The organism is Streptomyces sp. RKAG337 (assembly GCF_023701715.1).
In the GTDB taxonomy this organism is placed as follows: Bacteria; Actinomycetota; Actinomycetes; order Streptomycetales; family Streptomycetaceae; genus Actinacidiphila.
Genome location: NZ_JAJOZA010000001.1, coordinates 1506104 through 1532747, shown reverse-complemented (window position 1 = coordinate 1532747; position 26644 = coordinate 1506104). Strand labels below are relative to the sequence as shown.

At 72.0% G+C, this 26644-nt stretch carries 19 protein-coding genes and 1 pseudogene; 9 read left to right on the top strand and 11 right to left on the bottom strand.

All coding sequences use genetic code 11. The features are described from left to right. Nucleotides 1-7: 7 nt before the first annotated feature. From LNW73_RS36290 to LNW73_RS06750, 3 genes and pseudogenes are all read right to left on the bottom strand, one after another. On the bottom strand, nucleotides 8-196 hold the full coding sequence (locus tag LNW73_RS36290) for a hypothetical protein (RefSeq protein ID WP_250978230.1): 189 nt from the start codon (nucleotides 194-196) through the stop codon (nucleotides 8-10). After that, nucleotides 193-1951: pseudogene (gene treZ / locus LNW73_RS06755) on the bottom strand (malto-oligosyltrehalose trehalohydrolase). Before treZ ends, LNW73_RS36290 begins: the two are co-directional and overlap by 4 nt. 146 nt (nucleotides 1952-2097) lie before the next feature. Continuing rightward, on the bottom strand, nucleotides 2098-3006 hold the full coding sequence (locus LNW73_RS06750) for a GNAT family N-acetyltransferase (RefSeq protein WP_250989313.1): 909 nt from the start codon (nucleotides 3004-3006) through the stop codon (nucleotides 2098-2100). A 174-nt stretch (nucleotides 3007-3180) separates the two neighbouring features. Here LNW73_RS06750 and LNW73_RS06745 point away from each other — a divergent pair, with 174 nt between their 5' ends. Next, nucleotides 3181-3690, top strand: coding sequence for a GNAT family N-acetyltransferase (locus tag LNW73_RS06745; RefSeq protein ID WP_250989312.1), 510 nt, complete (start codon nucleotides 3181-3183; stop codon nucleotides 3688-3690). Here LNW73_RS06745 and LNW73_RS06740 read toward each other — a convergent pair. The 4 genes from LNW73_RS06740 to LNW73_RS06725 form a co-directional block, all read right to left on the bottom strand. Then, complete coding sequence (locus tag LNW73_RS06740) at nucleotides 3633-4781, bottom strand: low temperature requirement protein A (RefSeq protein WP_250989311.1); 1149 nt, start codon at nucleotides 4779-4781, stop codon at nucleotides 3633-3635. The two genes, LNW73_RS06745 and LNW73_RS06740, sit on opposite strands and share 58 nt — an antisense overlap. Nucleotides 4782-4873: 92 nt before the next feature. Next, nucleotides 4874-6301: an MFS transporter gene (locus LNW73_RS06735; protein WP_374118048.1), complete on the bottom strand. Its 1428-nt coding sequence runs from the start codon at nucleotides 6299-6301 to the stop codon at nucleotides 4874-4876. Between the two features lie 2 nt (nucleotides 6302-6303). Beyond that, nucleotides 6304-7224, bottom strand: coding sequence for a zinc-binding dehydrogenase (locus LNW73_RS06730; protein WP_250989310.1), 921 nt, complete (start codon nucleotides 7222-7224; stop codon nucleotides 6304-6306). 132 nt (nucleotides 7225-7356) lie between these two features. After that, complete coding sequence (locus tag LNW73_RS06725; RefSeq protein WP_250989309.1) at nucleotides 7357-8196, bottom strand: helix-turn-helix transcriptional regulator; 840 nt, start codon at nucleotides 8194-8196, stop codon at nucleotides 7357-7359. 146 nt (nucleotides 8197-8342) lie between these two features. Between LNW73_RS06725 and LNW73_RS06720 the strand changes: the two genes are divergently transcribed. Together LNW73_RS06720 and LNW73_RS06715 are read left to right on the top strand one after the other, a co-directional pair. After that, nucleotides 8343-9104 carry an SDR family oxidoreductase gene (locus LNW73_RS06720; RefSeq protein WP_250989308.1) on the top strand — a complete coding sequence of 254 codons (762 nt, stop codon included), beginning with the start codon at nucleotides 8343-8345 and terminating at the stop codon, nucleotides 9102-9104. 28 nt (nucleotides 9105-9132) lie between these two features. Beyond that, a complete protein-coding gene (locus LNW73_RS06715) occupies nucleotides 9133-10098 on the top strand; it encodes a LysR family transcriptional regulator (RefSeq protein WP_250978238.1) in 966 nt (321 codons plus the stop codon). On the opposite strand, the gene treY is transcribed toward LNW73_RS06715, so the two are convergent. Both treY and glgX read right to left on the bottom strand, forming a co-directional pair. Next, complete coding sequence (treY, locus tag LNW73_RS06710) at nucleotides 10088-12433, bottom strand: malto-oligosyltrehalose synthase (protein ID WP_250989307.1); 2346 nt, start codon at nucleotides 12431-12433, stop codon at nucleotides 10088-10090. The genes LNW73_RS06715 and treY overlap by 11 nt on opposite strands. Before the next feature lie 51 nt (nucleotides 12434-12484). Beyond that, nucleotides 12485-14605 carry a glycogen debranching protein GlgX gene (gene glgX / locus LNW73_RS06705; RefSeq protein ID WP_250989306.1) on the bottom strand — a complete coding sequence of 707 codons (2121 nt, stop codon included), beginning with the start codon at nucleotides 14603-14605 and terminating at the stop codon, nucleotides 12485-12487. 285 nt (nucleotides 14606-14890) lie between these two features. On the opposite strand from glgX, the gene LNW73_RS06700 reads away from it, so the two are divergent. Together LNW73_RS06700 and LNW73_RS06695 are read left to right on the top strand one after the other, a co-directional pair. Continuing rightward, the gene (locus LNW73_RS06700; RefSeq protein WP_187145341.1) at nucleotides 14891-16132 is read left to right on the top strand and encodes an SAV2148 family HEPN domain-containing protein; all 1242 of its coding nucleotides are present in this window, start codon (nucleotides 14891-14893) and stop codon (nucleotides 16130-16132) included. Between the two features lie 117 nt (nucleotides 16133-16249). Further along, a complete protein-coding gene (locus LNW73_RS06695; protein ID WP_250978241.1) occupies nucleotides 16250-17032 on the top strand; it encodes a 3'-5' exonuclease in 783 nt (260 codons plus the stop codon). Between the two features lie 37 nt (nucleotides 17033-17069). On the opposite strand, the gene LNW73_RS06690 is transcribed toward LNW73_RS06695, so the two are convergent. Then, on the bottom strand, nucleotides 17070-18017 hold the full coding sequence (locus LNW73_RS06690; RefSeq protein WP_250989305.1) for a phosphotransferase enzyme family protein: 948 nt from the start codon (nucleotides 18015-18017) through the stop codon (nucleotides 17070-17072). Between the two features lie 213 nt (nucleotides 18018-18230). On the opposite strand from LNW73_RS06690, the gene LNW73_RS06685 reads away from it, so the two are divergent. The 3 genes from LNW73_RS06685 to LNW73_RS06675 all read left to right on the top strand — a co-directional run bounded on the left by LNW73_RS06685 (nucleotide 18231) and on the right by LNW73_RS06675 (nucleotide 21336). Next, on the top strand, nucleotides 18231-19136 hold the full coding sequence (locus LNW73_RS06685; RefSeq protein WP_374118047.1) for a carbohydrate ABC transporter permease: 906 nt from the start codon (nucleotides 18231-18233) through the stop codon (nucleotides 19134-19136). Between the two features lie 62 nt (nucleotides 19137-19198). Next, complete coding sequence (locus tag LNW73_RS06680) at nucleotides 19199-20032, top strand: carbohydrate ABC transporter permease (protein WP_250992830.1); 834 nt, start codon at nucleotides 19199-19201, stop codon at nucleotides 20030-20032. Continuing rightward, complete coding sequence (locus tag LNW73_RS06675; protein ID WP_250989304.1) at nucleotides 20032-21336, top strand: ABC transporter substrate-binding protein; 1305 nt, start codon at nucleotides 20032-20034, stop codon at nucleotides 21334-21336. The genes LNW73_RS06680 and LNW73_RS06675 overlap by 1 nt, the downstream gene beginning before the upstream one ends. A 79-nt stretch (nucleotides 21337-21415) precedes the next feature. Here LNW73_RS06675 and LNW73_RS06670 read toward each other — a convergent pair whose 3' ends face one another. Then, the gene (locus LNW73_RS06670) at nucleotides 21416-23662 is read right to left on the bottom strand and encodes an MMPL family transporter (RefSeq protein ID WP_250989303.1); all 2247 of its coding nucleotides are present in this window, start codon (nucleotides 23660-23662) and stop codon (nucleotides 21416-21418) included. A 351-nt stretch (nucleotides 23663-24013) separates the two neighbouring features. Between LNW73_RS06670 and LNW73_RS06665 the strand changes: the two genes are divergently transcribed. Next, nucleotides 24014-26644: a fibronectin type III domain-containing protein gene (locus LNW73_RS06665; protein WP_250989302.1), complete on the top strand. Its 2631-nt coding sequence runs from the start codon at nucleotides 24014-24016 to the stop codon at nucleotides 26642-26644.

The following is a 26644-nucleotide window of genomic DNA, read 5'->3' as shown; positions in this document are numbered from 1 at the left end:
TGCGGACCTAGCCGGAACAGGCGGTGCGCTGCGCCTCCTGCCATTCGCAGACCGGGCACATCGTCAGGCCGGGCAGCGAGGCCGGATACTCCGTCGGCTTGCCGCACAGCACGCAGGCGGCGCGCGGCCCGTCCTGTGTGAGGGGCGGGGCGGGGGCCGCTTCGGGTTCGCCGGGGTCGGCGTAGCACTCGGTCACCCGTCCACCGTACTGCGCAGCACCACGGCCGCGCGGGCGGCCAGGTGCAGCACGCCGTCCGGGCCGGGCGGCTCGCAGGGGGCCAGGCCGCGGCGACCGCGGTCCCCGCGGGCTCGGCGGCGAACGGGCCGGTGAGCGGGACGGCCGCCGGACCGTCCGAGAAGTTCACCGCGGTCAGGAAGCGCCCGCGGCGCACGGTGAGCACCTCCCCGGCGATGCCGATGTCGGGCGGGGGCGTCAGCAGCCCGGCGCCGGACAGCTCCGGCTCGGCCTGCCGCAGCGCGATCAGTTCGCGGTACCAGCCGAGCAGCCGGGCGTGCGGATCGCGGTCGGGCTCCGACCAGTCGAGGCAGGACCGCTGGCGGGTGGCGGGGTCCTGCGGGTCCGGGATGTCCTCGGCGGCCCAGCCGTGCCCGGCGAACTCCCGGCGGCGGCCCCGCGTGATCGCCGCGGCGAGGTCCGGGTCGTCGTGATCGGTGAAGAACTGCCAGGGCGTGGCCGCGCCCCACTCCTCGCCCATGAAGAGCATCGGGGTGAAGGGCGAGGTGAGGACGACCGCGGCGGCGAGGGCCAGCTGCTCCGGGGTGAGCCGGTCGCCGGTGGCGCGGTTGCCGATCTGGTCATGGGTCTGCGAGTAGCCGAGGAAACGGTGGGCCGGGGTCGTCGCACGGTCCACCGGCCGGCCGTGGCGGCGGCCGCGGAAGGACGAGTAGCTGCCGTCGTGGAAGAAGATGCGGGTCAGCGTCTTGGCGAGCGCGGTGAGCGGCTCGCGCGCGAAGTCGGCGTAGTAGCCCTGGGATTCACCGGTCAGCGCGGTGTGCAGACAGTGGTGGAGATCGTCGTTCCACTGCGCGGTCAGACCGAGCCCGCCGGCCTCGCGGGGGTGGTGGTGCGCGGGTCGTTGACGTCGGACTCGGCGATCAGGAACAGCGGGCGGCCGAGCGAGTCCGACAGCGCGTCGACCGCCGCCGACAGCTCCTCCAGGAAGTGCAGCGCCCGCGTGTCGACGAGCGCGTGCACGGCGTCCAGCCGCAGCCCGTCGAGGTGGTAGTCGCGCAGCCAGGCCAGCGCGCTGCCGATGAGGAACGCGCGCACCTCGTCGGAACCCGGCGCGTCGAGGTTGACGGCGTCGCCCCACGGGGTGTGGTGCCGGTCGGTGAAGTACGGGCCGAACGGCGGGAGATGGTTCCCGGACGGGCCGAGATGGTTGTGGACCACGTCCAGGACCACCCCGAGGCCGTGCGCGTGCGCCGCGTCCACGAACCGCTTGAGCCCGTCGGGCCCCCCGTAGGGCTCGTGCACGGCCCACAGCGAGACACCCTCGTAGCCCCAGCCGTGGGTGCCGGGGAACGGGCAGACGGGCATCAGCTCCACATGGGTGACGCCCAGCTCCGCCAGATGCGGCAGGTGCCCGATCGCGGCGTCGAAGGTGCCCTCACGGGTGAACGTGCCGACGTGCAGCTCGTACAGCACCGCGCCCGGCAGCGGGCGGCCGTCCCACGGCAGCGTCCAGTCGAACGCGTCATGGTCCACGACGGCGCTCGCGCCGTCCGGGCCGTCCGGCTGGCGGCGCGAGCGCGGGTCGGGCAGCGGCGGGCCGCCGTCGAGGACGTACGCATAGCGGCCGTCCGGGCCCGCCGGCGCCTCGGTACGCCACCAGCCGCCGCGGGCCGGATCCGGCGCCAGGGGACGGGTGCGGTCCCCGGTCAGCACGTCGACGCGCGCCGCGTTCGGCGCCCACACCTCGAACAGCACTGGCGGCTCCTCGGATCGGTCCCTCGGGGACGTTCTTCGGCCTTCGCGGACCTTCGCACCCTAGTGTCCGGCGGGCGGCCGGGCATCAGGGCCCGGCCACCCGGCACGGCGCGCCCCGTCACGGGGACCATGGCGCGGCGGACGGATCAGACGAAGTCGATCCGCTCCTGGGAGACCGGGTAGCCCGCCTTCGCGAAGTTCGCCGCCATCGGGAAGTTGCCCTGGTCGGTGGCGGCCGCGATCCGCTCCGCGCCCCGCTCCACCAGGTCGTGGGTGCACTCGACGAGCAGGTCGTAGGCGTACCCGCGGCCGCGCTGTTCCGGCAGCACGCCGAGGTAGCCGATGACCCAGTTCGCCGGATTGCGGGCCGGGATGTGGATGCCCGCGAGCTCACCGCCGGGGGTGTAGGCCAGCCGCCACCAGTCGCGCGGTGACGGGAACCAGTCGAGGAACTCCAGCGCCTCCCGGGCGGCGGCCTCGTGGCCGTTCTTCTCGATCTCCGCACGGTCGTGCGCGTCCAAGGTGTCCTGCTGGATGCGGAGCAGCACGTCCAGGATCACCGCGTCCTCGGTCACCGGCCGGTACTCGAGGCGGCCGGTGCGCGCCGGGAGCGGGTCGGCGATGGTCCAGGTGTAGCGGTAGCGCTCGACGAGCTGTTGCAGCCCGGCCGCGGTGACCGCGTCGATCCGGGAGCGGGCGGCGGCCACCAGCTCCGGCCGGTCGCGCCAGCCGGGCGGCAGCAGCAGGCTGAACTCGCCGTACAGCGGGGCGGTCCTGAGCAGTTGGACGGCGGCCTCGGTCTCGCCGTCGGCGAAGTCGAACCAGTCGAGCGCCTTCGGCTGCTCGTCGTCCGGGCCCGCCCACCAGGCGGCACGGGCCACGACGACACCGTCGCGCAGCGCGACCCAGGTCCATTCGGGGCGGTACTCGCCGCCGTCGGCGGCCATGCGGTACGGCTCGCCGAGGACGACACGGCCGACGAGGCCGGGATCGGTGAGGGAGTGGAACAGCGGTGTTTCGTCCGCGACGAGCGGACGGATGACCAGATCAGACATGCGGATCCTTCGGGAGAGTGACGCGCTCCCTCAGATACGTGACGCCCGGACGGCAGGGCGGGAGCGCGGGCAGACAGTGCTCGACATCGCTCTCGCCTCCTTCCGTGATCTTCTCGGGCGTCCGCACACCGTAGCCCGGTCCCGGCGAGGCTGTCCAGGGACTACTTTGGCCGGATGATCCAGAGCCAGGATGTACCCGTCGTCCGGCATGCGACCAGGTCCGACCTGCCGCGCGTCGCGGAACTCGCCATCTCCCATGCCGCCTACGAGCAGGCCGACCCGCCCGCCGCAGGCTTCGCGGAGCGGCTCGCCGACGCGCTCTTCGACCGTCCCGAGCCCCGGCTGATCTGCCTCGTGGCGGAGCTGCGGGACGGCTCGCTCGCCGGCTACGCGACCTGCACCCCCGAGTTCGCCACCTGGTCCGGGCATGAGTACCTGCACATGGACTGTCTGTTCCTCGACGGCGAGCACCGCGGCCTGGGCCTCGGCCGGCTGCTCATCGACGCGGTCGCGGCCGAGGCGGCGGCGCTCGGTCTGCAGGAGGTGCAGTGGAACACCCCGGTCTGGAACGAGGGCGCCATCCGGTTCTACGACCGTCTCGGCGCCACCTCCCGGGAGAAGCGCCGCTACGCCTGGACGGTGCCGGCCGACGCGGGAACGCTGCGCGCCGTCAGCTCCTCGTAGCCGAAGCAGAGACCCAGCACCAGGACGGCGCCGCCGACCTGGGCGAGCGCCGTGACACGGGTGCCGAGCGGGACGGTGACGGCGAGCAGGGCCGCGGCGCAGAGCCGGGGGAGGAGCGGCCCGAGGCGGATGGCGCGGCGGATGGCGGTGTCGGCGGCGAGGAAGAGCGCGATGCCGCCCGCGAGCGCCCAGGCCTGGGCGTCGCCGAGCTGGTCCCCGGCGTGGCCGACGGCGGACTTGACGCCCGCGGCGAAGAGCAGGACGCCGAGCAGCAGCCCGTAGTGGCCGAGGTTGTAGATCCGCACGGCCGCGAAGTTCCGCTGCCGGGCGGGCAGTTCCGCCAGGGCGTGCTCTCCCCGTTCGTCGTTCCCGTGGCCGAAGTACGCCCACCACAGCCCGAGACAGACGCAGAGCATCAGGACGGCGGCGCTGACCCGCCCGGCGGTGAGTGGCGCGTCGCCCGCCCCGGCGCCGATCGCGATCACGGACTCGCCGAACGCCACGATCATGACCAGGCCGTGCCGTTCGACGAAGTGGCCGCAGCGGATGGTGAATTCCCCCAGGCCCACCAGCCGGGGCGTGGAGAGCTGGATGACGAGGGACACCGCCCACAGGGAGAGCTGCGCGGTGCCCTCCAGATAGCCGCCGATGACGACGAGGGCGGCGTTGAGGACGTTCAGCGCGCCCATCCGGGCCACCGAGCTCAGGTCCACCCCCGAGGCGGCGAACGTGCCCGTGTGCACGGCTATGACGAAGAGGTAGGCGAGGCCGAAGACGACACCGCTGCCGTCGAAGGCGTGCGGAATCGCCAGCGAGATGATCAGGAAGCCGGCCATGCCGGCGAGCATCAGCCCGCGCCGGCTGTGGGAGGTGGGCGGCACCGCGTTGGTGAGCCAGATGAACGCGTCGTACATCCACCAGATCACCGCGAGCATGATCACGACGCGCAGCAGCCCGCCCCCGTCGAGATGGTGGGCGAGGCTGGCGGTGAGCTGGGTGATGGTGAAGACGAAGACGAGGTCGAAGAAGAGTTCCAGCGGGCTGACCCGCAGGGTCTCCTGCTCGGCGGAGTCGATGAAGTCGGTGGTCACGCCGGTGAGTATGAGCGATCGCCGATGCGTTCGACCGCGGAACGGCGGAGTCCCCCCAGCGGTGACAGGGGGGACTCCGCCGTTCCACCGGCCTACCGGCGGCGCAGTCCGGCGAAGACCAGGGCCGAGCCGGCCAGCACGATCAGCGCGTCGACGAGCAGCGCGGTGTGGATGCCGCTCAGCACCGAACCGGTGGCGGTGGTGCGGGCGGTGGCGATCGCGCTGAGCACCGGGATGCCCATCGTGATGCCGACCTGCTGGGTCATCGAGGCGAGACCGGTGGCCAGGCCCTGCTCGTCGTCGGGCAGACCGGAGGTCGCGGTGACCATGTAGCCGACGATCGCCGCGAGGTGGCCGAACGCGCCCACCGCGGAGGCGGCCAGGAGCAGCGTCAGGGCGCTGCCGCCGCCGGTGCCCAGCCAGCAGAAGGCGGCGGTGGCCACGGCCTGGACGAGGAGCCCGCAGGTCATCACGGTGCGGGTGCCGTGGCGGCCGATGAGCCGCGGGGCGGCCATCCCGCCGGCGAAGGCGGCGACGCCGAGACCGCAGAACGACAGGCCGGTCCGGAGCGGCGAGTAGTCCAGCACCTGCTGCATGTACAGCGTCAGCAGGAAGACGACCGAGCTCTCCATGGTGAAGGTGATCAGGCCGCCGAAGTTGCCCCACTTGACGGCGGGCCGGGTCAGTATCCGCAGCGGGGCGAGCGGGGCCTCGGCGCGCAGTTCGATGCGCCAGAAGGCGAGGAACAGCAGAGCGGCGGCGGCGAGGCAGCCCAGCGCGGTGGTGTCGGTCCAGCCGTGCTGGCCGGCCAGGGTGACGCCGTAGACCAGGGCGAGCAGCCCGCCCGTGACGGTGATCGCGCCGGGGACGTCGAGCTTGGAGCGGGCGCCGCGGCTCTCCTCGATCACGGCCGGGGCGGCGAAGAGGATGACCAGGGCGACGGGCACGTTGAGGAAGAAGGCCCAGCGCCAGCTCAGCAGGTCGGTGAGGATGCCGCCGAAGATCGCGCCGACGGTGAAGCCGGCCGACATGAGGGTGCCGTTCAGACCCAGCGCCCTGGCCCGCAGCGGACCTTCCGGCAGGGAGGTGGTGAGCAGCGAGAGCGCGGCGGGGGTGGCCATCGCGGAGGCCAGGCCCTGGGCGACACGGGCGCAGAGCAGCATCTCGGGACCGGTGGCGAGCCCGCCGGCCAGCGATCCGGCGGCCAGCAGGGCCATGCCGGCCAGCAGCATCCTGCGCCGGCCCACGAAGTCGGCGAGCCGGCCGAAGAGCAGCGTGAACCCGGCGGCGGGCAGCATCATCGCGGTGGCGATCCACTGCAGGTTCGCGAGCGAGAAGCCCAGACCGTGGCCGATCTCGGGCAGCGCCACGTTGAGGATCGAGAAGTCGACGGCGAGCATGAACTGCGAGCCGAGGAGCAGCAGGAGGACGAGGCGCTGACGGGCGGTCATCCGGAGGAGGCCGTCCTGGCCGGTAGCGGCCCCGTCCTCGGTGGCGGGTGACGTGGTGAGGGTGGTCATCACTACTGTCCGATCGTGAGTACGGCGTTGCCGGTGATCCGCCGGTCGCGGAGGTCGTTGAGAGTGGCGGCGGTGTCCTGCCAGCCGGTCAGGCGCCCGATCTCCGGGTGCAGCCGGTCGTTCGCCACCAGCCGGACGAGGGCGGCCAGATCGGGGCCGAACGCCTCGTCGAAGTGCTCGTAGTGGAAGTGCCGCACGGTGCCGGAGCGGGGGCCCTGGAAGAAGCCGAAGAAGCTCAGCTCGGCGGGCTCGCGGGACGCCTGGCCGAACCAGATCAGCGTGCCGCGCGGCCGCAGCAGCGCCAGCGCCCGGGCGGTGGACGCGCCACCCACCGACTCCAGCACCGTGTGGAACGGGCCGCGGGCGTCGGCCAGGTCATGCACGACGGTCGCACCGAACTCGGCCAGCCGCTTGCCGCGTTCGGGCGTCGCGGTGACGGCGGTGACCTCGGCGCCCGCGCCGATGGCCAGTTCGGTGAAGTAGTGGCCGACGCCGCCGGACGCGCCGGTGAGCAGCAGTGGATGTCCGGACACACAGCCGGTGGTGCGCAGCAGCCGCAGCGCGGTGAGCCCGGCCAGCGGCAGCGCGGCGGCGCGGATCGAGGAGACGCCGTCCGGCAGGACGGCGAGCGCGTCGGTGCGGACCGCCGCGTACTCGGCCCAGCCGCCGCCCGCCGGATGACCCACGACCCGCTGTCCGGCCCGCGGCCCCGACCCGTCCGCCGCGGCCTGGACGACCAGACCCGCGATGTCCTTGCCGGGCCGTTGCCCCGGCTGCGGGGTGTGGAGCCGGAAGACCTCACCCCGGTTGACGGAGAACGCCTCGACCTTGACCAGCGCCTCGTCCGGCGCGGGCCGGGGCTCCTCGGTGTCGCCCAGGACCACCAGGCCGTCGGGGCGCCCGGTGGGCAGCAGTGCCTTCATCGTCTGTTCCTCGATCCGGCGCGGTGCGGGTGTGCCGCGCTGAGATCCAGGAAAGCCGCAGGTCAGAGGGTGTGTCCAACAGCCTTTTGGCGGTCTCGACAACCGTCGGTTGTCAGTGCACTCCAGGGGGTGTCACGGGGTCCGGACGGCCGGCTCCGTGATCCAACTGGCGAGCAGCGCCAGCCGCTCGGCCGTCTTCGAGCCGGGCGCGACGGTGTACGCGACCAGCGTCTGGTCCGGATCACCGGGCAGCGTGAGCGTCTCGTAGCCGAAGTCCAGCTCGCCGACGACGGAGTGGGCGATCCGCTTCATCCCGTAGGTCTTCTCCTTGACCAGATGATCGGCCCACAGCCGCCGGAACTCGTCGCTCTTGAGCGACAACTCACCGATCAGCGCGGCCATCCGCTGGTCGTCCGGGTGCCGCCCCGCGTCCAGCCGCAGATACGCGACGGTCTCGGCGGCCACCGCGTTCCAGTCCGGATACAGGCCGCGGGTCTGCTCGTCCAGGAACACCGACCGGGCGATGTTGCACTCGCCGTCCGGGTACGCGGAGAACCCGGAGACGGCGTCAGCGAGCGCGTTCCACGCCAGGGCGTCCATCCGCCGCCCCAGCACGAAGGCCGGCCCGCTCATCGAGTCGAGCAGCAGCCGCAGCCCCGGCCGTACCCGCCGGCTGCCGCGCGCCGCCGCGCGGGCGGTACGGGCCGGCCGGGCCAGCGCCCGCAGGTGCTCCTGCTCGGTCTCGTCGAGCCGCAGCACGCGAGCGATCGCGTCGAGCACGGCGTCGGACACGTTCTGGCCGCGGCCCTGCTCCAGCCGGATGTAGTAGTCCACGCTCACCCCGGCGAGCTGGGCGACCTCCTCGCGGCGCAGCCCCGGCACTCGCCGCCGGCCGTGCGCGGGCAGGCCCACGTCGTCCGGCTGGATACGCGCGCGGCGTGACTGCAGGAACCCGCTCAGATCTCTGTCCATGGACAGAGGGTAGAGCGCCGCCCGAAAGCCAGCCTGGTACTGCCGGACCCAGGAAAAGCACAGCCCTGGGTGGCCTTCGCGAACGGTCGCAGAGTGGAGCTCGTCAGCAGGACACCCCCGCACCACCACTTCAGGGAGCACTCCTCATGAGCTACGACAACCTCGCCGGCCGTACCGCGGTCGTCACCGGAGCCGCCAGCGGCATGGGTGAGGCCACCGCCCGGCTGCTCGCCGCGCACGGCGCCCGGGTCGCGCTGCTGGCCCGCCGCGCGGACCGGCTGGACGAGCTGGCCGGGAAGATCGCCGCGGCCGGCGGCCAGGCGCTGGCCGTACCGGTCGACGTCACCGACGGAGCGTCCGTGGACGCGGCCGCCGACCGGATCCACCAGGCGTACGGACCGGTCGACCTGGTGGTGAACTCGGCCGGCGTCATGCTGCCGAACCCGCTCGACGACGGCCGGATCGACGAATGGTCCCGCATGATCGACACCAATGTGACGGGCGTGCTGCGGATCATCCGCGCCTTCACCGCCGACCTCGTCGCCGCCGCGGCCGAGCGGCGGCCCGCCGATCTGGTCAACATCTCCTCGATCGGCGCGCATGTGACGTTCCCCAACTACGCCGTCTACGGCGCGACGAAGGCCGCGCTCACCCATCTGTCGGCGTCGCTGCGCTCCGAACTCGGCCCGCGCGATGTCCGCGTCACCAACATCGAGCCGGGGCTGACCGACACCGAGCTCGGCCACCACATCGACAACCAGGAGCTGTCGGCGCAGCTCGGGGGCATGTACGAGGCGATGGGCACCCTGTCGTCGGACGAGATCGCCGACATCATCGGGTTTGTCGCCAGCCGCCCCGCGCACGTTAATCTGCGCCAGGTGATCGTGCAGCCGACCCGGCAGGCATGAGCCGTACCGGAACGGGGGAACGTCGGCGGTGGATCTCGATCTCGCGCAGGTCAGGGCCTTCGTCGTCACGGCGCAGCGGCTGCACTTCGGCCAGGCGGCCGCCGAGCTGTTCCTCAGCCAGCAGGCGCTGTCCAAGCGCATCGCCCGCCTGGAGGACGCGCTCGGCGTGCGGCTCTTCGACCGCACCGGGCACGGCGTCGGGCTGACCCCCGCCGGGCAGCGGTTCCTCGGGCCCGCCCAGGACGTCGTCCGGGCCGGGGAGGCGGCGGTGGCGGCCGCCCGGCACAGCGAGCGCCCGCTGCGGGTGACCGTGTGGGGCCATATGTTCGTCCCGCTGCGGACGATCCGGCTGGTCGTCGGGGAACAGCCGGACCTGGACATCGAGCTGAGCCTGCGGCCCGGATTCGTGACGGCGCTGGCCGGTCTGCGGGCCGACGAGATCGACTTCGCGCTCGGCCGCACCCACGGCCTGGACGAGCCGTGGCCGCGCACCCTCACCCGCCGGCTGGTGCGGCTCGACCCGGTGAAGGCGGTGCTGAGCCGGGACAGCCCGCTCGCCGCCGCCTCCGCGCTGCGCCCGGACGATCTGCGGGCCGGCCGGCTGTGGTTCCCGGCCGCGATAGAGAAGCTCGAATTCCTCCGGAGCTTCGTGGAACGCTTCGACATCCCGGGCGACTTCGGCGGGATCAACCTCGGTCTCGAACCCTTCCTCGACCATCTGCGCGGCCGCCCGGACCTCTTCTCGCTGCTGCCCACCGATGTGGAGATCCCGTCCGGCACGGGCCTGGTCGAGATCCCCGTGGTGGACCCGACGCCGCTCTACGCCTGGCACGTCATCTGGCGCGCGAGCGAGAGCCACCCGGCCCTGGGACCGCTCCTCGACGCCTTCGCCCGCACCGCGCGGGCCCACGACTGGCTCGCCTACGACCCCGCGAGGCACTGGCTCCCCGACACCGACCGGGGAGCCCTCGGAGCCGGTGGCGCTACGCCGTGAGCAGCGCCACCGGATGCGTCGCGAAGAGGTCCGCGACGGGTACGGTGCCGCGGTGGTGAGTGCCCGTCAGCCGGTCGGTCCAGTCGCCCGGCGGCAGGGCCAGTTCGGTGTCCCGCCAGCCGCCCGCCTGCTCCAGACCGTGCGAGAGACGGGTGACGGCGGTGATCGAGCGTCCGGTCCTGACGAAGGCGACGCAGTGGGCGGCGGCCGGGCCGGTGGCGCACAGGGGCTCGTACGTGGCCTCGGGGCCGAACCAGCCGGGGTGCTCGCGGCGCAGCAGCAGCGCCGTCGTCGTCACCAGCTCCTTCGGGCCGTCCGGCCCGCCCGCCCGCCGGTCCTCCGGCCGGTACGGACGGCGGTTGTCGGGATCGACGAGGAGCAGCTGGGGGTGCTCGTCGCCCTGGTAGATGTCCGGCACGCCCGGCATCGTCAGATGCAGCAGCACCGCGCCGAGCCGGTTGACCTGTGAGGGCGCCTCGATCGCGCGCGAGATGTCGGCCGTCGCGTAGTAGGTCGGCCCGGTGATCAGCTCGCGGGTGAAGGTGTCGAGCCGCTTCTCGTACGCCGGGTCCTGCTCCGTCCAGCTCGTGCGCAGCCCCGCCTCGCGTTCCGACTTCAGCAGCGTCGCGGCGACCACGTCCTCGGCGCCGTAGCTGCAGAAGACCACGGCGTACTGCCACGCCAGGTACTCGGCGTGCCGGTCGACCAGCGGAATGCCGGCGCGGGTGAAGTAGCTGCGCAGATGGTCCGATTCGCGGCGCAGCCAGGACCGCCACAGGGCCGGGTGCTCCGAGATCGCCGCGAGCCGGGCGCGGACGTCGGCGCTGCGCTTGGTGTCGTGGGTGGACAGGACGGTGCCGGTGGCCGGCCAGTCGCGCTGGAGGCGGGCGCAGAAGGCGTGGAACTCCTCCGGAGTGGTGGTGGGGTGCGCGGGGTCGCGGCCGACCTCGTTGAGCGGCAGCAGCGGGTACCAGCGGTAGAAGGCGGTGTCCTCGACGGCCTTGGCGTGCAGCGCGGAGGCGACCTGGGCGAAGCGGACCGCGAAGCGGGCGTCCGCGCCGAGCGCGAGATCACGGATCTCCACCGCGCCCGGCACCCCCGCCTCGCGGGCCGCGGTCTCCAGCATGGTGACCGCCTCGGCCGGCGCGTCCTCGCCCGGCACGACGTAGGGGCGGTAGACCGGCAGCCGGACCAGCAGCTCGCGGATGGCCCGGCGCAGCACGGCCGGGTCCTGGTCCGGCAGCGCACGGGCGGCGGTGCGGCCGAGCCGGCTCACCTCGGCGGCCAGGTCCCGGGTCACGATCTTGTAGGCGGCACGCCGAGCGGTGGGCGCCCACTCGCCGCCCCGGTCGGCGTCCTGGCCGGTGAAGTCGGCGTACCCCGCGGTGATCCGCTCCACCCCGGCCGGATCGGCGAACAGCCCGTCGACCCGGTCCAGGGAGTCGTACCCGGTGGTCCCCGCGCAGGCCCAGTCGGCGGGCAGCCGCTCGTCATGGCCGAGGATCTTCTCCACGACGGTCCAGCGGCCGCCGGTCGCCGTGGCCAGCCGGCGCAGATATCCGGCGGGGTCGGCGAGGCCGTCGGGATGGTCGATGCGCAGGCCGTCCACGACCCCTTCGCGCAGCAGCTCCAGGAGCTTGGCGTGGGTCGCGTCGAAGACCTCCGGGTCCTCGACCCGGACCGCGATCAGATCGGAAATCGTGAAGAAGCGCCGGTAGTTGAGATCGGTCCGCGCCTCCCGCCAGTGGGCGAGCCGGTACCACTGGGCGTCGAGCAGCGCGCGCAGCGGGAGCTCCTCGGTGCCGGCACGCAGCGGGAAGGCATGGTCGTAGTAGCGCAGCACCGGCTCGCCGAGCGCCTTGTCGTCCTCGACCCGCAGCCGGCCCAGCACCTCGTCGAGCGGGGCGCCCAGGACCGGCATCAGCAGCTTGCCGTCCAGCGCCGCCCAGTCGATGTCGAACCACCGGGCGTAGGGGGAGTCCGTCCCTTCCCGCAGTACCGACCACAGCGGGCGGCTGAGGTACTCCGGAGCCGGCACCGCCATGTGGTTGGGCACGGTGTCCAGGACGAGGCCGAGCCCGTGCGCCCGGGCGGTCCTGGACAGCGCCCGCAGCCCCTCCTCACCGCCCAGCTCCGCGCTGATCCGGGTGTGGTCGACCACGTCGTACCCGTGCGTGGAGCCGGGCGCGGCCTGCAGCACCGGGGACAGATGCAGATGGGAGACGCCGAGTGCGGCGAGGTGGGGCACCACCGCCTCGGCGTCGGCGAACGTGAAGTCCGGTTGCAGCTGCAGCCGGTAGGTGGCAGTGGGCACGGCGGCCGTCGGCGGGGTCATGCAGGAGTGCGTACCCCGCCGCACGGTCCTACGATCACATCGACCGATCGATTACGCCGGCCGTTGCAGCACCACCAGACTCCGGTCGGTCAGCTGCAGCCGGTCGCCGGCCTTGACCTTCCGCCCGCTGCCCGGCTCCACCCCTTCGGCCCGTCCGGTGTCCACCACCAGCTGCCACTCCTTGCCGTGGTTGACCGGAACCACGAACTCCAGCTCATCGGCCTGCGCGTTGAACAGCAGCAGGAAGGAGTCGTCCGTGATCCGCTCGCCGCGCGCGCCCGGTTCGGAGATCGCGCTGCCGTTGAGGAACACCACCAGCGACTTGGCGTGCGCCGCCTGCCAGTCCCGCTGGGCCATCTCCTCGCCCTCGGGGGTGAACCAGGCGATGTCGGAGAGCTCGTCGTGGGTTCCCTCCACCGGACGGCCGTGGAAGAAGCGCCGGCGGCGGAAGACCGGATGGTCGCGGCGCAGCCAGACCATGGTGCGGATGAACTCGTGCAGCCGCTGCGCCCCGGTCTCGTCCGCCTTCGGCCAGCGCACCCAGGCCAGCTCGTTGTCCTGGCAGTACGCGTTGTTGTTGCCGCGCTGGGTCCTGCCGAACTCGTCGCCGTGGGAGAGCATCGGCACGCCCTGGGAGAGCATCAGGGTGGCGATGAAGTTGCGCAGCTGGCGGCCGCGCAGGGCCAGGATGCCCGGGTCCTCGGTCTCGCCCTCCTCGCCGCAGTTCCACGACCGGTTGTGGCTCTCGCCGTCGCGGTTGTCCTCGCCGTTGGCCTCGTTGTGCTTGTCGTTGTACGAGACCAGGTCGTTGAGGGTGAAGCCGTCGTGGCAGGTCACGAAGTTGATGGAGGCCAGCGGGCGGCGGCCGTCGTCCTGGTAGAGGTCCGAGGAGCCGGTCAGCCGGGAGGCGAACTCCGCGAGGGTGGCGTTCTCGCCCCGCCACAGATCCCGGACGGTGTCGCGGAATTTGCCGTTCCACTCGGCCCACAGCGGCGGGAAGTTGCCCACCTGGTAGCCGCCCTCGCCGACGTCCCACGGCTCGGCGATCAGCTTGACCTGGCTGACCACCGGGTCCTGCTGGACCAGGTCGAAGAAGGACGACAGCCGGTCCACCTCGTGGAACTGCCGGGCCAGCGTCGCCGCGAGGTCGAAGCGGAAGCCGTCCACGTGCATCTCGGTGACCCAGTAGCGCAGCGAATCCATGATCATCTGCAGTACGTGCGGACTGCGCATCAGCAGCGAGTTGCCGGTGCCGGTGGTGTCCATGTAGTAGCGCTTGTCGTCGCCCAGCCGGTAGTACGACGCGTTGTCGAGCCCCCGGAAGGACAGCGTCGGACCCAGGTGGCTGCCCTCGGCGGTGTGGTTGTAGACCACGTCGAGGATCACCTCGATACCGGCGGCGTGCAGCGCCCGCACCGCGGTCTTGAACTCCAGGACCTGCTGCCCCCGGTCGCCCAGCGAGGAGTACGTGTTGTGCGGGGCGAAGAAACCGATGGTGTTGTAACCCCAGTAGTTGTTCAGCCCCGCGTCCGCCAGCCGGTGGTCCAGCACGAACTGGTGAACCGGCATCAGCTCCAGCGTGGTCACCCCCAGTTCCACCAGGTGGCCGATGACCGCCGGGTGTGCCAGGGCCGCGTAGGTGCCGCGGATCTCCTCGGGCAGATCGGGGTGAAGCATCGTCAGGCCCTTGACGTGGGCCTCGTAGATCACCATGCGGTGGTAGTCGATCCGCGGCGGCCGGTCGTCGGACCAGTCGAAGTACGGGTTCACCACGACCGAGGTCATGGTGTGCGGCGCCGAGTCCTGGTCGTTGCGGGTCTCCGGCTGGCCGAACTGGTAGCCGTACACCGCCTCGTCCCAGTCGATCGACCCGCTCACGGCCTTCGCATAGGGGTCCATCAGCAGCTTCGACGAGTTGCAGCGGTTGCCCTTGGCCGGCTCGTACGGGCCGTGCACCCGGAATCCGTACCGCTGACCCGGCATCACGCCCGGCAGATAGGCGTGCCGCACGAAGGCGTCGGCCTCCCGCAGCTCCACGGCCGTTTCGGAGCCGTCGTCGTGCAGCAGGCACAGTTCGATGCGTTCGGCTACTTCGGAGAAGAGGGCGAAATTGGTGCCCGCGCCGTCGTACGTGGCGCCGAGGGGATATGCCGTACCCGGCCAGACTTGCATGTCGCGACTCTTCCACTCCGGGACCGGATGACGGTAGGCCGCTCGCCCGGTCACATCGTTGTCAACGCTGTATCTTCGCGTAGATGTGGGGGCAAAAGTGCCATTTGCGAAGATCGGATCTTCCCCGGAAAGGGTTCAGTACGTCACCCGGTGTCCCAACGGCCAGCAACCGTAAGGGTGATGACGCGGTGCGGTTGTAGTCAAGTAGGGTCGATAGGGCTGCGGTGCCACCCGGTGGGCAGTAGCCTTCCTTGATCGTGGACGGGGGAGGGAGGCGGTGGCGTGGTGACGTCGGGAGGCCTTGTGCTCCCCAGTGGCGGAGATCAGGGAGACCAGAGCGGCGCCACTGCCGACGGTGCGCCCGGCGCGGTCACGCTCGCGCAGCCGTTGGAGATAGGAGCGGAACTGGACTGGGGCGCCGACGCCTGGGCGGAGGTGCGCACCCGTGCCAGCCGCGCCGGGCGGGCATACGTCTGGCTCAACCTCGTCGAGCAGCGCCTGCGCGCCGTCGTGAACGCCGTGCTGCGCCCGATCTACGAGCCCGTGCACGGCGAGGAGTGGGTGGTCGCCGCCGCGGGCCCGGCCGGACACGAATGGGTGCAGCGCGCTGCCGCCGTCCGTGAGGTCAGCCGCCGCAAGGGCTTCCTGCTCGACCCCGCCGACGACAACATCCTCAGCTTCCTGACCCTCCCGCAGCTGCGGGAGCTCGTCGTGCAGCACTGGCCGTGCTTCGAGCCGTACTTCGACGAGCGCCGCGATCTCGAACTCGCGCTCGACGAGCTCGAGGTCGCCCGGCATGTCGTCTCCCGCAACCGCGCGCTGTCCCGCACCGTCCTCGCGCAGGCCGAACGGGCCGCCGCCCGGCTGCTGGACATCCTCGGTTCCGGATCCGGCTACGCGGCGGCCGACCGGCTCCCCGTCGACGTCGTCGAGGAACTGGTCGCCGACCGCTACGCCGATGTCGTCGGCGTCTACTCCGACCGGGTCCGGCTCCAGCGCCAGCTGCCCGCCGAGGACCTCTTCGGCTCGGCGCACCGGCTGGACGCGATAGGCATCGGCCTGAACCTCCTCGTGCAGAACTACTCCGGCCGCCGGCTGATGCGGCTCGCGGAGTCGGGCTGCCGTATCCGGCTGCTCTTCCTCAACCCCGCCAGCAGCGCGGTCCGCCGCCGGGAGCGCGAGCTGGGGCTCGGGCGCGGCGAGCTGAGCCGCTCCGTCGAGATGAACATCATGCACATGCGCCGGGTCCGGGCCCGGCTGCGCGACCCCGCGGCCTTCGAGATCCGGGTCTTCGACGAGACCCCGCGCTTCACCGCGTACCTCGTCGACGGCGACAGCGCCGACGGACTCGCGGTCGTCCAGTCCTATCTGCGCAAGGCCCGCGGGATGGAGGTCCCGGTGATGGTGCTGCGCGGTCCCTCGCGCCATGTCGTCAAGGACGACCGGCGCGGTGAGCACAGCGGACTCTTCGACGTCTACCGCGAGGAGTTCGAAGGAGTCTGGGCCGACTCCCGGCCGGTGTCCTGACAGCCGGGGGTTCCGCGTCCGGCCGGACGCGCCCGGCGGCGCGGACCCGGGGGACCCACTGTCAGTGGTGCACGAGAGGATGGCAGAGCACACGGGGGACCAGTGGGAGGTAGGCGCATGGCATGGCATCGGGAGCTGCTCGTCGGCTTCGACCTGGAGACGACGGGGACGGACCCGCACGAGGCGCGGATCGTCACGGCCGCGGTGACCGAGGTCAAGGGCGGTGAGCCGATACGGCACCGGGAGTGGCTCGTCGATCCCGGCGTGGCCATTCCCGAGGGCGCGACCGCCATCCACGGCATCACGACCGAGCGGGCCGTGGCGGAGGGCCGCCCCGCCCGGGAGGCCGTCGCCGAGATAGCCCGCGCGCTGCGCGAGTACTGGGCGGACGGTGTACCGGTCGTCGTCTACAACGCCCCCTTCGACCTGAGCCTGCTCGCCGCCGAGCTGCGCCGCCATGAGCTGCCCGGCCTCGGCGGCGCCCCCGGCCCGGCCGTCGGACCGGTCCTGGACCCGCTGGTCATGGACCGGGCGCTGGACAAGTACCGCAAGGGCAAGCGCAATCTGGAGGCCGCCTGCGCGGTGTACGGGGTGGTGCTGGACGACGCGCACGAGGCGGGCGCCGACGCCCTCGCCGCCGTCCGGGTCGCCCGCGCGCTGGGCGAGCGGTACCCGGAGGCCGGCGAGGCCGAGCTCTGGGACCTGCACCGCTCCCAGATCCGCTGGTACACCGACTGGGCCACCGGCTACCAGAAGTGGCTGCGCCGGGACCGCGACCCGGAGGCCGTCGTCGACGCGTCCTGGCCGCTGCGGCTGGACGCTCTGCTCCCGCAGCAGCGCGCCGCGCCGGTCGGCGGCGTCCCGCTGCTGGACGAGTCGGATCTGCCGGGCCAGGGCTGACCCCCTCCGGCGCCCGCAGGGACGTGGACGCCGTCGTTCAGAACGGGTACCAGCGCACCGCCGGATCGCCGTCCCGCAGGGACGCGACGCGGCGGCGGAACTCGGCGAGTGCCGCCGGGTTCGCGGGCGCGTGCTGGGCGACCCAGGCGCAGCTCGCGGTCTCCCGCGCGCCGCGCAGCACGGCGCAGCCGTCCCACTCACGCACGTCCCAGCCGTAGGCCGCCGTGAACGTGTCGTAGGCGGCCGGGTCGAGACCGTAACGGTCCCGGCTGAGCGCCATCACCACCAGATCGTGTTCGCGCAGATCGGAGGAGAACGTCTCCAGGTCGACGAGCACCGGCCCGTCGGGGCCGACCTGGACGTTGCGCGGCAGCGCGTCGCCGTGCACCGGGCCGCGCGGCAGCCGGGGCGTCAGCGCGGCGGCGGCCGCGGCGAATCCGTCCCGCCGGTCGCGCAGATAAGCGGCGTCCGCCGGATCGATCGCCTCGCCCGCGAGCCGCAGCCAGCGCTCCACCCCGCCCAGCAGATCGCGCGGCGGCAGCACGGGGGCGGACGGGCCCGACGGCTCCGGCAGCGCGTGCACCAGCCGCAGCAGTCCGGCGAGGTCGGCGGGCCCGGCGGGGCGCACCGGCTCGGGCAGCCGCACCCAGTACGTGACGGGATGGCCGTCGACCAGCCGGGCCCGCGGCGAGGCCGCCCGGACCGCCGGCACATCGTGCTCCGCCAGCCAGCCGGCGATCCGCACCTCGCGCTCGGCGCGCTCGAGCAGTTCGGCGCTGCGGCCGACCTTGACGACGAGACCGTCGCCCACCGCGAACACCGCGTTCTCGCCCAGCGCCAGCAGCCGCGCCCCGGCCGCGTCCGGCGCCCCGGAGACCGCCGGATCCGCTGCGGAGGCCGCGGCGGAAGCCGCCGCGGGCCTCGCCGCTGCCGCCAGGACGGCCCGTGCCCGTTCCTCCGTGAACGCCGTGCCCGATTGCTCCACGACCGCCTCCGCCGCTCCCCGTTCGAATGATCACCGACAGTCTCGCACCTGCCCGCGGGCAGCCGCCCGCGGCCGCCGGCCCGGAGCCGACGTGCCGTCACATGGTCTTGACGGGCCGCCCGGGGGTCCGGACCATGACGGGGGCCCGCCGGGGCCGGCTCCGCACCGGCCGGGCGGCCCGTCCGACGGAGCCGCGCGAAGGAGCCGCCTGCCGTGACCCTGGCCACCGCGCCACCCAGGACCCGCCCGCGGCGTCATGACCGGGGCGTGTGGATCCTCGTCCTGCCGGCACTGATCCCGATCCTGCTGCTGAGCGTCGGACCGCTGCTGTACGGGATCGGGCTCGCGTTCACCGACTCGCAGTCGGGCCGCACTCAGCCGACCCGGTGGACCGGGCTGCAGAACTTCTCCGACCTGCTGCACGACTCCCTCTTCTGGGACTCGTTCCGGATCGGCCTGGTGTGGGCGGTCGGGGTGACCGTGCCCCAGTTCCTGCTCGCGCTCGGCCTGGCGCTGCTGCTCAACCAGCCGCTGCGGATGCGCTGGCTGGCCCGCGCGCTGGCCATCGTCCCGTGGGCGATGCCGGAGGTCGTCGTCGGCATCATGTGGCGCCTCGTCTACCACCCGGACGCGGGCGTGCTCAACGAGACGCTGCGCCAACTCCACCTCGGCGACGGCACCGACTGGCTCGCCGGGCTGTCCACCGCGCTGCCCGCCGTGATCGTCGTCGGCATCTGGGCCGGGATGCCGACCACCACCGTCTCGCTCCTCGCCGGGCTGCAGAACGTACCGCGCGAGCTGCACGAGGCCGCCGCGGTGGACGGCGCCGGCGCCTGGCGCAGATTCCGGACGGTGACCTGGCCCGCGCTCCGGCCGGTGGCGCTCGCCATGACGGCCCTGAACTTCATCTGGAACTTCAACTCGTTCGCGCTGGTCTACGTGCTCACCAACGGCGGCCCCGGCGGCCGCACCCGGCTGCCCATGCTCTTCGCCTACGAAGAGGCCTTCCGCTACGGGCAGTTCGGCTACGCGGCGGCGATGGGCTGCGTCATGGTCGCGGTGATCTCCGTACTCCTGGCCGGGTATCTGGCCGGCCGGCTCCAGGGGGACGACCAGTGACGACCGCCCGCACCCCGACCGCCCGCACACATGCCGCCCGCACCCCGACCGCCCGTACCCGGCTGATCAAGCGCCGGGCCGGCCGCACCGGCCAGTACCTCGCGCTCGTCGGCTATCTGGTCTTCCTCGGCTTCCCGCTGCTGTGGCTGGTGTCGACGGCGTTCAAACCGCCGCGCGAGCTGGCCACCCTGCACCCCACCTGGTGGCCGAAGCACCCGACCCTCGACAACTTCCGGCAGGCCTTCGACGAGCAGCCGCTGCTGCACGCCGCACTGAACAGCCTGCTGGTGGCGCTGAGCTCCGCCGTCATCGCGGTGCTCCTCGCGACGCCGATGGCGTACGTGATGGCGCGGCACCGCTCACGGCTGAGCCGGGCCGCCACCGGGTGGGTCGTGGTCAGCCAGGCGTTCCCGTTCGTGCTGGTGATCATCCCGCTGTTCCTGATCCTCAAGCGACTGCAGCTGATCAACGCGCTGCCGGGCCTCGTGATGGTCTATGTCGTCTGGACGCTGCCGTTCGCGCTGTGGATGCTGACGGGCTACGTCCGCGCCGTGCCGCGCGAGCTGGAGGAGGCCGCCGCGGTCGACGGCGCCGGCCGGCTCCGCACCCTCGTCTCGATCACCGCGCCGCTGCTCGCCCCCGGCATCGTCGCCACCGGCCTGTTCGCCTTCATCACCGCGTGGAACGAGTTCTTCTTCGCGCTGGTGCTGCTGAAAACCCCGGAGAAGCAGACCATGCCGATCATCCTCACCCACTTCATCGGCGCCGAGGGCGTCGCGGACCTCGGTCCGCTCGCCGCCGCGGCGCTGCTCGCGACCCTTCCCAGCCTGCTGCTCTTCGCGCTGATCCAGCGGCGGATCGCCGGCGGCATGGTGGCCGGGGCGGTGAAGGGCTGATGGTCTCCCCTTACCCCAGGCTCTCGCGGTGCGCGGCCGCGATCGGCGCCGCGCTCGCCCTGCTGACGGCCGGCTGCTCCGGGGGCGGTACCTCGGACGACGGGCGGATCACGCTCCGCTTCCAGAGCCTGGCCTGGCAGCAGGACTCCGTCGCCGCCAACAAGCAGCTCGTGGCCGAGTGGAACCGTACCCACCCCGACGTCCGGGTCGAGTACGTGCAGGGGAGCTGGGACAGCGTCCACGACCAGCTCCTCACCTCCTTCGAGGGCGGGGAGGCGCCGGACATCATCCATGACGCGTCCGACGACCTCGCGGACTTCGCGTACGGCGGCGACCTCGCCGAGCTGGGCGGCCTGCTGCCCGCCACGCTGCGCGACGCGATCCCCGGCGCCTCCTGGCAGACCACGACCTTCGGCAAGGGCGTCTACGGAGTGCCGTTCCTCCAGGAACCGCGCATGATCATCGCCAACCGCGCCCTGCTGGTGAAGTCCGGCGTCCGGATCCCGACCGCCGACACCCCCTGGACGTGGGAGGAGTTCCAGCAGTCCGCGAAGAAGCTGACCGGCAACGGGACCTACGGGGTCGCCTGGCCGCTCAAGGAGCCGGTCAGCTCGACCCTCAACCTCTCGCTGTCCACCGGCGGACAGATCTTCCAGCGGGGTGCAGACGGCAAGGTCACCGTCCGGTTCGACGCCGCCGACCAGGCCGTACCGCGTGCCATTCACGACATGGTCAACACCGACCACAGCGCAGCGCGCACCACGCTCGGCATGGGTGGCTCCGACACCCTCCCCGGCTTCTTCGGCGGCAAGTACGCCATGGTCCCGCTGGGGTTCTCCTACCGTCAGCAGATCCAGCAGCAGGCCCCGAAGGGCTTCGACTGGATCGTGCTCCCCGCCCCCATGGGACCCGACGGCAACCGCGCGCAGGGCGTCAGCCCGCAGACCCTGTCCGTCTCCGAGGACTGCGCGCACAAGAAGGAGGCCGTGCGGTTCATCGACTTCCTGTTGCGCACGGACAACGTGGTCCGGCTCGCCAAGGGCGACTGGATGCTCCCCACCGCCACGGCCGCCCTGCGCGACCCGGCCCTGCACACGGATCGGAACGGCTGGTCCACCGGCACCGCGCTGGCCCCCTACCTCCGCTCCGCGCCGGCCCAGTCCGTGCGCGGCTACCCGGAGTGGAAGGACAAGGTCGCCACGCCCGCCTTCCAGGAGTACTACAGCGGCGCCATCGGCCTCGACGAGCTGCGCCACCGCCTGGTCTCCGACGGCAACCGCGTCCTGGCCCGCTACCAGCGGTAGCGGGCCAGAAGGCGGAAAGGAACATGGGCCGGCCCGGTCTCCCCCGTGAGAGACCGGGCCGGCAGTGAGCGGGAGAAGGTCAGACGCGGGCCGCGTCGTACTCCTCGGCGGGGCGGGCGGCCGGGGCCGGCACCGGCGGGGCCAGTACGGCCTCGTCGTGGGTCATGTCCGGGAGCCAGCCGAGCCACTTGGGCAGGTACCAGTTGCGCTCGCCGAGCAGGGCCATGACGGCGGGGAGCAGGACCCCGCGGATGACGGTCGCGTCGATGAGGACGGCCACCGCCAGGCCGACACCCATCTGCTTCATGCTCTGCATGGAGAGCGTTCCGAAGATGGCGAACACCGCGACCATGATGACCGCCGCGCTGGTGACGACGCCCGCCGTGGTGGTGATGCCGTGCTGGATGGCGCTCTGGGTGCTGAGGCCGCGCATCTTGGCCTCACGGATCCGGGAGACCACGAAGACGTGGTAGTCCATGCTCAGCCCGAACAGGATCACGAAGAGGAAGAGCGGCAGCCAGGCGACGACCGCGCCCGTTCCCGTGGCACCCACCAGTCCCGCGCCCCAGCCGTGCTGGAAGACGGCGGCGAGGACACCGTAGGCCGCGCCCACCGACAGCAGGTTGAGGACGATGGAGGTGGCGGCGATGGTGAGGGAGCGGAAGGACAGCAGCATCAGGAGGAAGGCGAAGACGATCACGAAGGCGAAGACCGGCGGGACGCTGCTCGTGATCTTGTTGGTGAAGTCCATCGAGCCGGCCGTCTGACCGGTGATGGGCGCTTCGAGCCCCGGGACCTTGCCAAGAGTGTCGGGCCTTACCTCGTCCCGCAGTTGGACCAGCCCGGCCTCGGCCTTCGTCTTGTCCGTGCCACCCGCCAGCGGGACGTCGATCTGCGCGATGTTCTCCTTGGCGTGGACGACCACGGTGACCGGGCCCTTGCTGGCGCCCTTCGAGACGGCCTCGGCGCGGAAGTCCTCGATCGCCTGCTTGACGGGCGCCGCGTTGATGTCGTCGGCCTTGACGACCACGTGCGCCGGGTCGGGGCCGCCGGGGAACGCCACGTTGATGCGGTCGTAGGTCTGGATGATCGGCAGGCCGTCGCCGAGCTCCTGGTTCATCGTGAGGTTCGCGGTGTGCAGCCCGAGCGCCGGGGAGGCGATGAGGATCAGTGCGCCGCCCGCGATGACGGTGGCGGTCTTCGGGTTGCGCAGCACGGGGGTGAGAACGGCCGTCCAGAAGCGGCTGTTGCTCGTGGCGGAGCGCTGGGAGGTGTTCTTCCGGGCGCGGTTGAGGAACGGGAGACGGCCCTTCTCGACCCGGTGGCCGAGCAGCGAGAGCAGGGCGGGAAGGACGGTCACGGAGCCGAACATGGCGACCGCGACGACCATCATGGTGGCCACACCCATGGCCTTGAAGTCCGCGATGCCGGTGAAGAGCATGCCGGCCATCGCGACGATCACGGTGATGCCGGAGATGAGGATGGCGCGGCCGGACGTCGCCGAGGCGATCTTGATGGCGGTCTGCGCATCGTGTCCCGCGGCCCGCTCCTCACGTTCGCGGCGCAGGTAGAACAGGCAGTAGTCGACGCCGACAGCCAGACCGACCAGCAGCATCACGGAGTTGGCGGTGTCGCTCATCGGCACCAGGTGGCTGACGACGGCGACCAGGCCGGTGGTCGCCACGAAGGCGGTCACCGCGAGGAGGACCGGCAGCAGGGCGGCGACCAGCGCGCCGAAGGCGATCAGCAGGATGCCGAGCGCGACCGGGACCGCGGAGAACTCGGCGGTCTTGAAGTCGTCGCCGAACGCGTCACCGAGCACCTTCTCGGAGCTCGCGTCGCCGAACTCCTCGATCCGCAGGTCCTGGTACTTGGCCTGGGTGCCCGCCACCGCGTCGGTGACCTTGGTGACGCGGTCGTCGGCGGTCTCCTTCTCGCCGGTCATCTCGAACCGGACCAGTGCGGATTTCTGGTCCGCGGAGATCGCCTTGGTGTCGTAGGGCGAGCTGATGTTGGTGGTCTGGCCGGTGCCCTTGACCGCGGCTATGACCGCGTCCACGGCGGTGTGGACCGCGGGGTCCGCGACCGTGCCGCCGGACTTGACCTGGATGAGCACCATCTCGCCGGCGGCACCCTTGATGCCCGCGTCGTCGATGATCCCCGCCGCCTGGCTGACCTCACCCGGCAGGCCCTCCTCCTGGCTGGCGTCCACCCGGCCGGCCATCTGTCCGATGGCGAGCGCGAGGACCACGAAGACCAACCAGCCGATGACGGCGGTCCAGCGGTGCCGGGCGCTCCAGCCACCCATTGCCGCAGCGATTCCCATTTTGCTGCCGTGTGCGCGTCCGCGACTCACGGTTCCCCCTCGTCATGGCAGCGGCACCGCACCGCTTGCTTCACCCATGACGCTAGGGGCTGAGGGGCGGCCGACCCATCAGGCTTCCAGGTGACTTGGCGGTGGGGGTTCTCCCCCATCCAGGGGAGGCTAGCCCCACCCTCAGAGGACGCCGGTCCCTTACACCTATAAAGATCGCCTAAGGAAACCATCCTTCAGTGCTCCGATGAATCAGCCAACTTCCCCGCAATGAAGCGGTGATTGCTGCGTATTTCCTTGACCATCGACTGTCAGTGGTCGTATGTTTCCGGCACTTACGAGGCCGATCCCACGGGAGGGACCATGCCCGCACCCCTGAGGCCCGTTCGCCGCAGAGCCGCAGCCGTCTGCGCTTCGCTGGCGGCCGTCGCCGTGTTCGCCACCACCGGAATATCCCCGGCCGCCGGAGCTCCGGCGGCCGCGGCACGCGATGTCTACGTCTCCCCGGCCGGTGACGACCACGCCGCCGGCACCACCAAGCACCCCGTCCGCACCCTGGAGCACGCCCGCGACCTCGTCCGCGCCCGCGCCGGACACCTCACCGCCGATCTGACCGTCCATCTGGCACCCGGTACCTACCGGCAGTCCAAGCCCCTCGTGCTCGACGCCCGCGACTCCGGGGGCAACGGCCACCGGGTGATCTGGGACGGCGCCGGGTCCGCGGTCATCAGCGGGGGCCGCCAGGTGACCGGCTGGCACCAGGTCGCCGGCCGGCCCGGACTGTGGTCCGCACCCGCACCGAGCGGCCTCACCAACACCCGGCAGCTGTACGTGGACGGGGTGCGCGCCCAGCGCGCCCGTGGCCAGGTGCCCGTCGGACTGACCGCCACCGCCACCGGCTACACGGCCTCCGCCGGCACCCTCGCCGGCTGGCGGAACATCGGCGACGCCGAGTTCGTCTACACCAGCGGCGAATCGCTGTGGAACATCGACCGCGACGGCCTCGGCCAGTGGACCGAGCCGCGCTGCCCCATCGCCTCCGCCACCGGCACCACGATCACCATGGCCCAGCCCTGCTGGGACAATTCCAACAAACGTGTCGAGTTCCCCGACATCCCCGGCCGGACCGTCAGCATGGTCGGCCCCGGCAAGCTCACCAACAGCGGCCACGCCTCGTACATCGAGAACGCCTACGAGCTGCTCGACCAGCCCGGCGAGTGGTACTTCGACCGCAGAGCCCACACCGTCTACTACCTCCCGCGCCCCGGCGAGGACCCGCGGCACGCGGATGTCGAGGCACCGGCCGCGCAGAAGCTGATCGACGGCGGCGGAACGGCCGCGGTGCCCCTGCACGACGTCTCCTTCCGCGGGCTGCAGTTCAGCTACGCGACCTGGCTGACCCCGTCGGGTCCCGGCGGGTTCTCCGAGATCCAGGCCGGCTACACGATCACCGGGCCGACCGGCTGGGCCACCCAGGGCCTGTGCCACTTCGTCGAGGGCGGCACCTGCCCGTTCGCCGACTGGACGAAGATGCCGGGCAACGTCTCCCTGGCGCACAGCCGCGGAGTCGAGTTCTCCGGTGATGTCTTCGCGCATCTCGGCGCCGCCGGACTGGAGTTGGGCACCGGGACGAAGGACGCCCGGGTCAGCGGCAGCATCTTCACCGACATCTCCGGCAACGGCCTGGAGATCGGCGGGGTCGACGGCGCCGAGCCCGCCACCGGCGTCCAGGTCACCGACAACCACCTCTACGCGCTGCCCCGCGAATTCCACGGCGGGGTCGCGATCGTCAACGGCTACACCCAGCGCACCACGATCGCCCACAACCAGATCGACCACGTCGGCTACTCCGCGATCTCACTGGGCTGGGGCGGCTGGCCCGACAAGGTCGGCTCGCCCGCGACCCCGAACAGCAGTCACGACAACGCGGTACGCGACAACCTCATCTTCGACTACATGCAGATGCTGGACGACGGCGGCGGCATCTACACCCAGGGGCTGACCGGCAGCTCGATCGCCGACGGCGAGAAGGTCACCGGCAACGTCATCCACGGCCAGTGGGGCCTGGGCAAGAGCGTCTACACCGACAACGGCTGCACGTACGAGACGGTCCAGGGCAACGTCCTGTACGGCGCCTCGTACGCCAACGTCGCCAGCCGCCACACCGACTTCCGCGACGCGCTCGGCAACAACGACCCGACGCTCGTCAAGGACAACTGGTGGGAGGAGGGCACCGGCGACGCCGACAACAAGGGACTCGTCACCACCGGCAACCGCATCATCGCCGCCCCCTCCGACGCCCCCGCGGCGATCGTCGCCAACGCGGGCCTCGAACCCGCCTACCGCGGGCTGCTGAACCGGCGGATCGGCGCACTCAGCACTCCTGAGGCACCGTCACGCGTCGGCACCAGTTCCGGCGGCACGACCGCGCTGGTCGTCACCTTCAACCCCACCTTCGCCGACGGCGGAGCGCCCGTGACGTCCTACACGGCCCATGTGTACGACGCCGCGGGCCATGAGACGGCCACGGTGCCGGTCACGGCCGCGGAGTTCCGCACCCGCGGCTACCTCCGGGTCACCGGGCTGCGGTCCGGTGAGCCGTACACCGTCGCCGTGAGCGCGGCCAACTCCCTTGGAAGCGGAGCGGCTTCGCTGCCGTCGAACGCTCTGGTGCCCGCCGCCGTGACGACGCTGCCCGCCGCACCCACCGGGGCGAAGCTCCGCGTCCAGGCGCACGCGGCGACCGTCGTCTGGACGCCGCCGGTGAACACCGGCGCCGCCGAGGTCACGGGCTATCTGATCACCGTCTCCGACGGCCGCACGATCGAGGTCGCCGGCCGGGACGCGCTGGTCACGCAGCCGTCGGGCAAGGGGATGTTCCGCGTCGTCGGCGGTCTCACGCCGGGCACCGCGTACCAGGTCACCATCGCGGCGGTCACCGCCGCGGGAACCGGTCCTTCGGTGACCGCGAACGGCACCACACCCACCGCCTGA